The organism is Micromonospora sp. MH33 (assembly GCF_003013775.1).
Lineage (GTDB): Bacteria > Actinomycetota > Actinomycetes > Mycobacteriales > Micromonosporaceae > Micromonospora > Micromonospora fulviviridis.
This window is the reverse complement of sequence record NZ_MUYZ01000216.1, coordinates 1-12,227: the sequence shown is the minus strand read 5'-3', so window position 1 is coordinate 12,227 and position 12,227 is coordinate 1. Positions and strand designations below refer to the sequence as shown.

The 12,227-nt window shown below is 73.1% G+C and carries 10 protein-coding genes; 6 read left to right on the top strand and 4 right to left on the bottom strand.

Features of this window, described 5'->3' with window-relative positions; translation table 11 throughout:
• The 4 genes from B0E53_RS25930 to mce all read right to left on the bottom strand — a co-directional run.
• A partial coding sequence (locus B0E53_RS25930) for a hypothetical protein (protein WP_246835591.1) occupies nucleotides 1-1,740 on the bottom strand: 1,740 nt, incomplete at its 3' end.
• A 171-nt stretch (nucleotides 1,741-1,911) separates the two neighbouring features.
• Nucleotides 1,912-3,168 (bottom strand): DivIVA domain-containing protein, encoded by a 1,257-nt coding sequence (locus B0E53_RS25925; protein ID WP_107078431.1) that lies wholly within the window; start codon nucleotides 3,166-3,168, stop codon nucleotides 1,912-1,914.
• A gap of 243 nt (nucleotides 3,169-3,411) precedes the next feature.
• A complete protein-coding gene (gene ccrA / locus B0E53_RS25920; protein ID WP_107078432.1) occupies nucleotides 3,412-4,767 on the bottom strand; it encodes a crotonyl-CoA carboxylase/reductase in 1,356 nt (451 codons plus the stop codon).
• A gap of 289 nt (nucleotides 4,768-5,056) precedes the next feature.
• Complete coding sequence (gene mce, locus B0E53_RS25915; protein WP_107078430.1) at nucleotides 5,057-5,533, bottom strand: methylmalonyl-CoA epimerase; 477 nt, start codon at nucleotides 5,531-5,533, stop codon at nucleotides 5,057-5,059.
• A 62-nt stretch (nucleotides 5,534-5,595) separates the two neighbouring features.
• Between mce and B0E53_RS25910 the strand changes: the two genes are divergently transcribed.
• From B0E53_RS25910 to B0E53_RS25885, 6 genes are all read left to right on the top strand, one after another.
• Complete coding sequence (locus tag B0E53_RS25910) at nucleotides 5,596-6,789, top strand: acetyl-CoA C-acetyltransferase (RefSeq protein WP_107078429.1); 1,194 nt, start codon at nucleotides 5,596-5,598, stop codon at nucleotides 6,787-6,789.
• Between the two features lie 64 nt (nucleotides 6,790-6,853).
• Entirely contained in the window at nucleotides 6,854-7,855 is a 1,002-nt protein-coding gene (gene meaB, locus B0E53_RS25905) for a methylmalonyl Co-A mutase-associated GTPase MeaB (RefSeq protein WP_107078428.1), read from the top strand.
• 84 nt (nucleotides 7,856-7,939) lie between these two features.
• Nucleotides 7,940-8,350 carry an Asp23/Gls24 family envelope stress response protein gene (locus tag B0E53_RS25900; RefSeq protein WP_107078427.1) on the top strand — a complete coding sequence of 137 codons (411 nt, stop codon included), beginning with the start codon at nucleotides 7,940-7,942 and terminating at the stop codon, nucleotides 8,348-8,350.
• A 95-nt stretch (nucleotides 8,351-8,445) separates the two neighbouring features.
• Nucleotides 8,446-10,134, top strand: coding sequence for a methylmalonyl-CoA mutase family protein (locus tag B0E53_RS25895; protein ID WP_107078426.1), 1,689 nt, complete (start codon nucleotides 8,446-8,448; stop codon nucleotides 10,132-10,134).
• A gap of 114 nt (nucleotides 10,135-10,248) precedes the next feature.
• On the top strand, nucleotides 10,249-11,169 hold the full coding sequence (locus B0E53_RS25890) for a tetratricopeptide repeat protein (RefSeq protein ID WP_107078425.1): 921 nt from the start codon (nucleotides 10,249-10,251) through the stop codon (nucleotides 11,167-11,169).
• Between the two features lie 66 nt (nucleotides 11,170-11,235).
• Nucleotides 11,236-12,227, top strand: a 992-nt coding sequence (locus B0E53_RS25885; RefSeq protein ID WP_107078424.1) for an arginase family protein, incomplete at its 3' end; no start/stop codon positions are given.

Here is a 12,227-nt window from a genome sequence, read left to right as displayed (position 1 = left end):
CTCGCCGGCCGGTGCCGGGGCGCCGCCGTTGGGGGAGACCGTCGCGGTGCCCTTGGCGGTGACGGGCGCCGGGGTCCGGTCACCCGCCGGCGCGCCGCCCGCTTCACCGCCGGCCGCATTGGCCAGCTCGGCCGGGTCGACGGGCGTGGCGGCGAGGGTGGCCGGCCCGGCCTCGGTGCGCAGCTCGGCGATCCGGCGCTGGAGGTCGTCGGACTCCTGCCGGGACTTCCAGGTCTCGGTACGCAGGTCGGCGAGCTCCTGCTGGGCGTTGGCGATCTCCAGCATCACCTGGGCGAGCTGCTGCCGGCCGGCGGCCACCTCCTGCTGGGTGGCGGCGAGGTGCTGCTGGGTGGTGGCCAGGTGCTGCTGGGTGGTGGCCGCGTACTCCTCGAACTGCCGGCGCGAGCCGGCCACGTGCTCGTCGGCCTTGCGGCGCTTGTCGGCCGCCTCCGCCTCGGCCCGGCGGAGCAGCTCGGCGGCCTCCTCCTCGGCCTGCCGGCGCATGGTCAGCGCGTCCTGCTCGGCCGCCTGCCGGAGCTCCGCCGCGCCCTGTTCGATCTCCGCGCGCCGGGCCGTGTACGCCTTCTCCAGCTCGTCCTGCCGTTTGGTGTGCTGCTTGTCCAGCTCGTCGCGGCGCTTGGCGAACTCCTGCTCGGCGGTGGCCCGGCGCTGGGCCAGCTCCCGGTCCGCCTTCTCCCGCCGGGCGTTGACCTCCTTCTCCACGCCGGCCCGCCAGGCGCCCAGCTCCTGCTGGGTCTGGGCGCGGGCCTGCTGGACGTACGCCTCGGTCTCGCTCCGCATCCGCTGCACGTACGCGTCGACCTCGGCGCGGTTGCGCTTGCCCGCCTCGGCGGCCTCGGTGGTGAGCCGGTTGGCCTCGGTCCGGGCCCGGCCGCGGGTGACCTTCGCCGCCTCCTCCGCGTCGTCGACGACCTTCTTGGCCTCGGTGAGCGCCTTGGCGTGGGTGGCCCGGCCGGCCTCGGCGGCGGCGTCGGTGAGCCGCTTGGCCTCCTGCTGGGCCTTGGCGTGCACCTCCTTGGCCGCCTCGCGCAGCTGGGTGGCCTCCTGCTGGGCCTTGGCCAGCGCCTCCTTGGCCGTCTCGCGCAGCCGGCTGGACTCCTGCTGGGCGCGGGCGTGGATCTCCTTGGCGGTGTCCCGGAGCTGGGTGGCCTCCTGCTGCGCCTTGGCCAGCGCGTCCTGGGCGTTCTTCCGCAGCTTCTCGGCCTCGTCCCGGGCGGCCTTGAGGGTGGATTCCGCCTCGGCCTTGCGGGCGGCCGTGTGCCGCTCCTCCTCGGCCCGGCGGGCGGCGAGGGCGATCTCGAAGTCCTTGAGGGCCTGGGCGGCCTGCTCGCGGGCTTCCTCGATGATGTGTTCGGCGGCCGCGCGCCGGGCCTCGATCTCCTCGTTGGCGGCGGCCAGGATCTCGTCGGCCTGCTCCTCGGCCATGGCGAGGATCTGCTCGACCCGGGGACCGAGGTGCCGGAACGAGGCCCGGTCCACCACGCCCACCTGCTTGCGCACCTGGGCGAGGTCGCGTTGCAGCACCTCGACCTGGCCGGCCAGCTTGTGGATCTGGGTGTACGCCTGTTCCCGCTCGGTTGTCAGCGCCGAGATCTCGTGCTCCGCGCGAGCGACGTAGCGGTCGACCTGTCGTTTGTCGTACCCCCGCAGAGCGGACTCGAAGCTGGGCTCCGTGGTCACGTCCCCGCCGAGGGCGAACAGTTCCTCGCCGTGCGACATGCCCCCATCCTCACACGCATCCGGCCCTGCTGGGGCGATACGGACGCCCCTGTTGGGAGGTGCACTTCACTGAACAGGTGAAACGGCCGGGAAAGCGTGACGGCGCGGGGCGGCACCGGTCACCCGGTGTCACCCCGCGCCGTGGCTCATGCCCCGTCTGCGGGTGGTTGTTCAGCCGGCCGACTCGGCCGTGACCTTCTGCTCGGAGCTGCCGGCCTTGGACGCCTCCGGCTTGTTGGCGCCCGCCGCCGGCACGCCCGGCACGATGCCGGCGAGACCGGAGAGCATCTGCCCGAGCTGCGAGGTGACCGCGTCCTTCTGCCGGGTGAGGTCCTCGACCTCGCGGCGGGCCGCCTGGGTGGTCAGCTCGGCCTCGGTGCGGGCCTCGCTGAGCAGGCGCTGGGCCTCGGCCCTGGCCTCGGACACCGTCTTGTCGGCCAGCGCCTTCGCCTTCTCCACCGTGTCGGTGGCGGTGCGCTCGGACTCGACCCGGCGGGCCTCGGCCCGCTGCTCGATCTCCTTGGCCCGCTCCTGGGCGGCCCGGGCCCGCTGCTCGGCCTCGCTGACCAGCTTCTGGGTCTGCGCGACCTGGGCGGCGTGCCGCTCGGACTCCTCGCGCTCGGCCTTCTCCCGCCGCTCGGCGAGCTGGAGCTCCAGGGCCTGGAGGTCCTTGTCGCGCTTGTCGCGCGCGTCGGTGAGCAGCTTGGTGGCCTCGGCCCGCTTCTCCTCGGCCTCGCGGGCGGCCTTCGCCCGCTGCTGGGTGATCTCCCGCTCGGCGGTGGCCCGCAGGGTGGCGACCTCGCGCTCGACCGTCGACTTCAGCTCGGCCACCTCGTGGGCGGTGACCGTACGCAGCTGCTTGGTCTCCCGGTCGGCGTCGGCGCGCAGGGTGTCCGCCTCGCGGCGGGCCTGCACGCGCACCTCGGCGGCCTCCCGCTCGGCGGCGGTGCGGACGCTGCCGGCCTCGCGCTCGGCGGTGGCCTTCATGGCGGCCGCCTCGGCGCGCGCCTTGTCGGTGATCTCCCGCGCCTCGAGGCGGGCGGCGGAGAGGATGCCCTCCGACTCGCGCTTGGCCTCGTTGCGGTGGTCGTTGGCCTGCTCCTCGGCCAGCCGGAGGATCTGCTCGACGCGGGTGCCCAGGCCGGAGAGGGTCGGCCGGCTGTTCTCCTCGAGCTGCTTGTTGGTCTCGGTGAGCTTCTGCTCGAGCGCGCCCTGGCGCTGCTCGGCCTGGCGCAGCCGGCGCTGCGCGTCGTTCATGCGCTGCTCGGCCTCGGCGCGGGCCTGCTCGGACTGGCTCAGTGCGGCGGTCAGCCGGCCGATGAAGTCGTCGACCTGGTTGGTGTTGTAACCACGCAGGCCAACGGTGAAATCGGGCTGTGAGTTCGCGTTATCGAAGAACGCAAGAGGGGAGGACTGCTGCTGGGGCATTGGGACATACTCGCAGACGCCCCAGGGTGCTTCGCAAGAGCGGTGCGTACCTTTCGTGTCCTGTTTACATGGTCAACTTCGCCCCGCGGTGAGACCGGACCAACCGGCGATCTTGGCAGGTCCCGGGCGGGTCGGGCGGCCCGGAGTGGAGGGCGCGAAAAGGGCCGCGGGCGGGTGCCCGCGGCCCTTTGTCGGGCAGCAATCGAATGGCGTTCCGGCTTACCGGAAAGGCAATGCCGGCGGTCAGTGCCCGCGGAACCGGTTGATCGCGGTTTCGTGCCGGGCGCGCAGCGCGGTGTCCCGGACGCCGAGGCCGTCGGCGGGCGCCAGGCAGCGCACGCCGACCTTGCCCTGGTGCGCGTTGCGGTGCACCTCGTACGCGGCCTGGCCGGTCTGCTCCAGCGGGTAGGTCCGCGACACGGTCGGGTGCACCTTGCCGAGCGCCACGAGCCGGTTGGCCTGCCACGCCTCGTGGTAGTTGGCGAAGTGACTGCCGACGATCCGCTTGAGGTGCATCCACAGGTAGCGGTTGTCGTACTGGTGCAGGTAGCCGCTGGTGGAGGCGCAGGTGACGATGGTGCCGCCCTTCTTGGCGACGTAGACGCTGGCGCCGAAGGTCTCCCGGCCGGGGTGCTCGAAGACGATGTCCGGGTCCTCGCCGCCGGTCAGCTCGCGGATCCGCTCCCCGAACCGGCGCCACTCGTCTTGGTCCTGGGTCTCCTCGTCCCTCCAGAACCGGAAGCCCTCGGCGGTGCGATCGATGACCAGCTCGGCGCCCATCTTCCGGCACAGCTCGGCCTTCTCCGGAGAGGAGACCACACAGACCGGGATGGCCCCGCCGTTCAGCGCCATCTGGGTGGCGTAGCCGCCCAGGCCGCCGGAGGCGCCCCAGATCAGCACGACGTCGCCCTGCTTCATGTTCGCCCCGTGGTGGGACACGAGCTGCCGGTACGCCGTGGAGTTGACCAGCCCCGGGCTGGCCGCCTCCTCCCAGCTCAGGTGGCGCGGCTTCGGCATGAGCTGGTTGGCCTTGACCACGGCCAGCTCGGCCAGGCCGCCGAAGTTGGTCTCGAAGCCCCAGATCCGCTGCTGCGGGTCGAGCATGGTGTCGTCGTGGCCGGCGGCGTCCTCCAGTTCCACCGAGAGGCAGTGCGCGACCACCTCGTCGCCCGCCTTCCACCGGGTCACCCCGGGCCCGGTCCGCAGCACCACGCCGGCCGCGTCCGACCCGACCACGTGGTACGGCAGGTCGTGCCGGCGGGTCAGCTCGGAGAGCCGGCCGTAGCGCTGGAGGAACTTGAAGGTGGGCAGCGGCTCGAAGATGCTGGTCCACACGGTGTTGTAGTTGATCGCGCTGGCCATCACCGCGACCAGCGCCTCGCCGGGGCCCAGCTCGGGGGTGGGCACCTCCTGGACGTGCAGCGCCTTGCGCGGGTCCTTGTCCCGGGTGGCCATGCCGTCGAACATCCGGGTGTCCTCGGCGCGCACCACCACGCCCCGGTAGCTCTCCGGTACCGGCAGGCCGGCGAGGCCGGCGAGTTCCCGCTCCGGCTGTGCGGAGTCCTCCGCCGCCATGATCGCTTCAAGGATGTCCTGCACGGTGACCTCCCGTTCGTTGCGCACCCGCACCGGGCGGGCAGGGGTGCTGCCATCGTCGGCGCCGGTGCGACGGGACCGCCATGTCGGCAATCGACACATCCGGCACCGGTCGCACTCCTGTGGGCCGGGACGTTACTGAACGGTAGCTAGGGCCGGAAGTCCTCTGTGAAAAACTGCATCCGCCGATGCGTGGAGGTGTCCGTGGGAACGCGAAACCGCGCAGTGCCGCGCTGTGTCCCGCGAAGCGGGAAGGGGCCCCGGCGCCACGGCCGGGGCCCCTCCGCGCAGCTCAGTGGCCGGTGGCGGCCGGCTCGACCAGTTCGACCAGGACGCCGCCGGCGTCCTTCGGGTGGACGAAGTTGATCCGCGAGTCGGCGGTGCCCCGCTTCGGCTTCTCGAAGAGCAGCCGGACGCCGCGCTCACGCAGCGCCGCGCAGGCCGCGTCGATGTCGGTCACCGTGTACGCGACCTGCTGCACGCCCGGCCCGTTGCGGTCCAGGAACTTGGCGATCGTCGAGGACGGCGACAGCGGGGCGAGCAGTTGCACGCAGCCGCCCTCGGCGGTCGGCCCGACGGCCAGCATCGCCTCGCGTACGCCCTGCTCCTCGTTGGTCTCGGTGTGCACGCAGCGCATCCCGAAGGTGCGCTGGTAGAAGTCGATCGCGGCGTCCAGGTCCGCCACGGCGATCCCGACGTGGTCGATGCGGCGCAGGCCGATGTCTGTGACATAGTCGGCAGCGGGCTCGACGGGGGAGTTCTCAGCCATGGCGCTAGTCTGACCGAACAATCGTTAAGGCGTACAGGTCGGCACCCCCCTCGGAGGCAGGCATGGCTTCGGTGATCGTCAGCGGCGCGCGGACCCCGATGGGGCGCCTGCTCGGCAACCTCAAGGACCTCTCCGCGACGAAGCTCGGCGGCGTCGCGATCAAGGCGGCGCTGGAGCGCGCCGGCGTGGCCCCGGACCAGGTCCAGTACGTGATCATGGGGCAGGTGCTCCAGGCCGGCGCGGGCCAGATCCCGGCCCGCCAGGCCGCCGTCGAGGCGGGCATCCCGATGTCCACCCCGGCGCTGACCATCAACAAGGTCTGCCTCTCCGGCCTGGACGCGATCGCCCTGGCCGACCAGCTCATCCGGGCCGGCGAGTTCGACATCGTGGTGGCCGGCGGCATGGAGTCGATGACCAACGCCCCGCACCTGCTGCTCGGCCAGCGCTCCGGCTACAAGTACGGCGACGTGACGGTCAAGGACCACATGGCCCTGGACGGCCTCACCGACGCCTGGGACTGCTGCTCGATGGGCGAGTCCACCGAGCGGCTCGGGGCGAAGCACGGCATCACCCGCGAGGAGCAGGACGCGTTCGCCGCGGCCAGCCACCAGCGCGCCGCCGCCGCCCAGAAGAACGGCCACTTCGCCGACGAGATCACCCCGGTGATCATCCCGCAGCGCAAGGGCGACCCGCTGGTGATCAGCGAGGACGAGGGCATCCGCCCGGACACCACGGCGGAGTCGCTGGGCAAGCTCCGCCCCGCGTTCACCAAGGACGGCACCATCACGGCCGGCAGCTCCTCGCCGATCTCCGACGGCGCCGCCGCGGTGGTCGTGATGAGCAAGGCCAAGGCCAAGGAGCTGGGGCTCACCTGGCTGGCCGAGATCGGCGCGCACGGCAACGTGGCCGGCCCGGACAACTCGCTGCACTCGCAGCCGTCCAACGCCATCAACCACGCGCTGAAGAAGGCCGGCCTGGCCGTCTCCGACCTCGACCTCATCGAGATCAACGAGGCGTTCGCCCAGGTCGGCATCCAGTCCGCGCGGGACCTCGGTATCAGCACGGACAAGGTGAACGTCAACGGCGGCGCCATCGCGCTCGGCCACCCGATCGGCATGTCCGGCGCCCGGCTGGTGCTCACCCTGGCGCTGGAGCTCAAGCGGCGGGGCGGCGGCACCGGCGCGGCCGCGCTGTGCGGCGGCGGCGGCCAGGGCGACGCGCTGATCATCCACGTCCCGAACGGCGCCGAGAGCTGACACCTGTGAGCGCGAGGAGTGAGCCGGTTCTGCGAGCCCCGCAGTCGCGAACGAAGGTAGCGCTGTGACGAATGCCCAGAACGTCCCGGCGGCGGCCGCCGGCGCGGTGCGCCGCAGCCGGGACGTACCCCTGCTGGTCGAGCGGGCCCGCGCGGGCGACCCCCGCGCGGTGGCCCGGCTGATCACCCTGGTCGAGTCCGGTGACGAGGTGCTGCCGCAGGTCGCGGCGGCGCTGGCCCCCTACGCCGGGCACGCCCAGGTGGTCGGCCTGACCGGCTCGCCGGGCGTGGGCAAGTCGACCACCACGAACGAGCTGGTCCGGGCGCTGCGGGCACGCGGACACCGGGTGGGCGTGCTGGCCATCGACCCGTCCAGCCCGTTCACCGGCGGGGCGATCCTCGGTGACCGGGTCCGGATGCAGGACCACGCCACCGACCCCGGCGTCTACATCCGCTCGATGTCCAGCCGGGGCCATCTCGGCGGGCTCTCCGCGGCCACGCCACAGGCGGTGCGGGTGTTGGAGGGCGCCGGCTGCGACGTGGTGCTGGTGGAGACCGTCGGCGTCGGCCAGGCCGAGGTCGAGGTGGCCTCGCTGGCCGACACCACGCTGGTGCTGCTCGCTCCGGGCATGGGCGACGCCATCCAGGCGGTCAAGGCCGGCATCCTGGAGATCGCCGACGTCTTCGTGGTCAACAAGGCCGACCGGGACGGCGCCGACGCCACCGTGCGCGACATCCAGGGCATGATCGCCCTGGGCGAGCGGGGGCCGGGCGAGTGGCGGCCGCAGGTGGTCCGCTCGATCGCCGCGCGCGGCGAGGGCATCGACGACATCGCCGCCGCGATCGACAAGCACCGCGACTGGCTGGAACGCCACGGCGAGCTGCGCCGCCGCCGGGAGGCGCGGGCCGCCGCCGAGATCGAGGCCATCGCGCTGGGCACCCTGCGGGACCGGATCGGCTCGCTGCGCGACGGTACGCAGCTGCCGACCCTGGCGGCCAAGGTGGCCGAGGGCGCCATCGACCCGTACGCGGCGGCCGCCGAGCTGCTGGCGCAGCTCGGCGCCTGACGGGTCCACTGGGGATCCCGGCCGCCTAGTACGCTCGCACCGCCGCACGGCGCGCGTGGGGCCGGACCAACCCGGTGGGAGAGCATGGCTGACGAGACCCAGGAGCTGTCGGTGCTGCCGAACGCGGTGGCGGGCGGGGCGACGCACGTCTCCGACGAGGTGGTGGAGAAGATCGCGGTGGCCGCCGCGAAGTCGGTGCCCGGGGTGGCCGAGCTCGGCGGCGACGTGGCCCGCTTCTTCAACGCCGTGCTGGACCGGGTCGGGTTGGACCAGGTGGGCGACGCGCGGCGCGGCTGCTCGGCGCACGTCACCGACGGCGCGGCCGTGGTCAACCTGGTCATCGTGATCGGCGGCGGCCGGCCGGTGCCCGAGGTGACCGACGCGGTCCGGGTCGCGGTGACCTCGGCGGTCGAGGCGTACGGGCTGCGGGTCGACGAGATCAACATCCGGGTCGACGACGTGGCGCTGGGCGGGCCGGCGGCACCCTCGGCCTGACTCGGGTTACCGGCCGGTACGCACTTCCTTAGCGATCGTTCAGGCTGGCGTTCTACACTCGGTCTGATCCCTGGACTCGAGGAGGAGCTCCGCGTATGGACGCCGACGAGATCGCCGCCGGTCGGGCCCGCTGGCAGGCCCGCTACGACGCCGCCCGCAAGCGCGACGCGGACTTCACCACGCTCTCCGGAATGACCGTGGACCCGGTGTACGGCCCGCCCGAGGGGGTGCCGTACCCGGGCTTCGAGCGGATCGGCTGGCCGGGCGAGTTCCCGTACACCCGGGGGCTGTACCCGACCGGCTACCGCGGGCGGACCTGGACCATCCGGCAGTTCGCCGGGTTCGGCAACGCCCAGCAGACCAACGAGCGCTACAAGATGATCCTCGGGGCGGGCGGCGGCGGTCTCTCCGTCGCCTTCGACATGCCGACCCTGATGGGGCGCGACTCCGACGACCCGCAGTCGCTCGGCGAGGTCGGCCACTGCGGAGTGGCGATCGACTCGGCCGCCGACATGGAGGTGCTCTTCGACGGCATCGACCTGGCCGGCGTGACCACCTCGATGACCATCTCCGGCCCGGCCGTGCCGGTCTTCTGCATGTACCTGGTCGCCGCCGAGCGGCAGGGCGCCGACCTGTCCACCCTGGACGGCACGCTCCAGACGGACATCTTCAAGGAGTACATCGCGCAGAAGGAGTGGCTCTTCGACCCGGAGCCGCACCTGCGCCTCATCGGCGACCTCATGGAGTACTGCGCCCGGGAGATCCCGCGGTACAAGCCGCTGTCGGTCTCCGGCTACCACATCCGCGAGGCCGGCTCGACCGCCGCGCAGGAGCTGGCGTACACCCTGGCCGACGGGTTCGGCTACGTCGAGCTGGGGCTCTCGCGCGGGCTGGACGTCAACGTCTTCGCCCCGGGCCTGAGCTTCTTCTTCGACTCCCACGTGGACTTCTTCGAGGAGATCGCCAAGTTCCGGGCCGCCCGCCGGATCTGGGCCCGCTGGCTGCGCGACGTCTACGGCGCCACCAGCGAGAAGGCCCAGTGGCTGCGGTTCCACACGCAGACCGCCGGGGTGTCGCTCACCGCCCAGCAGCCGGTCAACAACGTGGTGCGGACCGCCGTGGAGGCGCTGGCGGCCGTGCTCGGCGGCACCAACTCGCTGCACACCAACGCCCTCGACGAGACCCTGGCGCTGCCCACCGACGAGTCGGCCGAGATCGCCCTGCGTACCCAGCAGGTGCTGATGGAGGAGACCGGGGTCGTCAACGTCGCCGACCCGCTCGGCGGCTCCTGGTACGTCGAGGCGCTGACCGACAAGATCGAGGCCGAGGCGGAGGAGATCTTCGCCCGGATCCGGCAGCTCGGCGGCGAGGGGCCGCACCAGATCGGCCCGATGACCTCGGGCATCCTGCGCGGCATCGAGGACGGCTGGTTCACCGGCCACATCGCCGAGTCGGCCTTCGTGTACCAGCAGGCGCTGGAGAAGGGCGACAAGCGGATCGTCGGGGTCAACTGCCACACCGGCACCGTCGCCAAGGAGCTGGAGATCCTGCGCATCTCGCACGAGGTCGAACTGGAGCAGCGCCGGGTGCTCGCCGAACGCAAGGCGGGCCGCGACGACGCCGCGGTCAAGGCCGCCGTGCAGCGGATGGTCGAGGCCAGCAGGACCGGCGAGAACATGATCCCGGCCATGCTGGACGCGGTCCGGGCCGAGGCCACCCTGGGCGAGATCTGCGACGCGCTGCGTGGCGAGTGGGGCGTCTACCGCGAGCCCGCCCGGTTCTGACCGTCGCGCCGGTGCCGGGTCCGCCGGCACCGGCACCGACCAGGCGTGAGAGTTGCAACTGTCGCCGTCGCGGTTGATCTGAGTTCCGCGGGACACGTGCGAGACTAGATAACCATGAGCGACCCACGGATCACCTCGTCGATCTTCACCCGCGGCGCGGTCGACCTCAGCGCGCTGCGCGGCACCCCGGAACCCTCCCGTCCCACCACACCGAGCCAGGCCGGCCCCCCGGCCGGCGTACCCGGCGGCCCGCCGGCGGGTGGCGGCGTGGCCGTCATCGACGTGACCGAGGCGACCTTCCAGTCCGAGGTGTTGGAGCGGTCGCTGACCACGCCGGTGGTCGTGGACTTCTGGGCCGAGTGGTGCGAGCCCTGCAAGCAGCTCTCGCCGGTGCTGGAGCGGCTGGCCGCCGAGGGCGAGGGTGCCTGGGTGCTCGCCCGGGTCGACGTCGACGCCAACCCGCGGCTCGCCCAGATGTTCCGGGTCCAGGGCATCCCCATGGTCTACGCGGTGGTCGGCGGGCAGCCCATCGACGCCTTCTCCGGCGTGGTGCCGGAGGCGCAGCTCCGCCAGTGGCTCCAGGCCATCCTCAAGGCCGGTGGCGTCACCGTCGCCGAGTCGGAGGACCCGCGGCTGATCGAGGCCGACGACGCGCTGATGTCCGGCGACCTGGACGCGGCCGAGGCGGCGTACCGGAAGATCCTGGCCGAGAGCCCGGCGGACGCCGCCGCTGAGGCCGGCCTGGCCCAGGTCGGGGTGGCCCGGCGGGTGGCCGGGGCCGACCCGCGCGCCGCGCTCGCCGCCGCCGAGCAGGCCCCCGACGACATCGAGGCGCAGCTCCTCGCCGCCGACATCGAGGTGCTCAGCGGCCTCGCCGAGCAGGCGTACGCCCGGCTCGTCGGCCTGGTCCGCCGCACCTTCGGCGACGACCGGGAGAAGGTCCGCCAGCACCTGGTGTCGCTGTTCAGCATCGCCGGCCCGGACGACCCCGCCGTGGCGTCCGCCCGACGGGCCCTGGCCAGCGCCCTGTTCTGAGTTCACCGCACGCCAGCGCGGGCCGGCGTACCGGCCGGCCCGCCCGACCACCGAGGACGGGAGCCCATGATGCGCCGGATCGCCGTCCTCGACGCGCCGACGAACCTCGGCCTGCGCCCACCCACGTCCACCTCCGTCCCGGGCTGCGCCAAGGCGCCCGGCGCGCTGCGCGACCACGGCCTGCTCGCCCGGCTGCGGGCCCGCGACGCCGGCTGCCTCACCCCGCCCCGCTACGACCCGGGTGACTGGCGCCCTGGCGACGGGGTCTGCCACGCCCGGGAGATCTCCGGCTACTCGGTGACGCTGGCCGACCGGATCGGCGCGATCATCGACCGCGGCGAGTTCCCCCTGGTGCTCGGCGGGGACTGCTCGGTGCTGCTCGGTTCGGCGCTGGCCATGCACCGGCTCGGCGAGGCGGTCGGCGGGCGGGTCGGGCTGGTCTTCGTCGACGGCCACTCCGACTTCCGGCACCCCGGCAACGCCTCGTACGTGGGCGCGGCGGCGGGGGAGGACCTGGCCCTGGTCACCGGGCGTGGGCAGGCCGACCTGGCCGCCATCGAGGGGCGGCGCCCCTACTTCCGGGACATCGACGTGGTGGTGCTCGGCATCCGGGCGCAGGACGAGTACCGGCTCGATCTCCAGGCCGCCGGCATCACCACCCGCCCCGTGCCGGCGCTGCGCGCCGAGGGGGCGGCGCGCACCGCCCAGTGGGCGCACGAGCAGTTGGCCGACTGCGCCGGCTACTGGGTGCACATCGACGTGGACGTGCTCGACCCGGCGGTGATGCCCGCGGTGGACGCGCCGGACCCGGGCGGGATCGCCTTCGCCGAGCTGGAGATCCTGCTCGCCGGCCTGGTGGACACCCCGCACTGCCTCGGCGTCGAGCTGACCGTCTTCGACCCCGACTACGACCCCGACGGGTCGTACGCCGCCGAGATCGTCAACACCGTGGTGGCCGGGCTCGCCCCGGTCGCCGCGCCCGGCGCCATGCCGCCCCGGCTGCTGCCGACCGGCCCGGTCGCGCCGGCGCCCCGCCCCGGCAACGGCCGGTCGCCGGC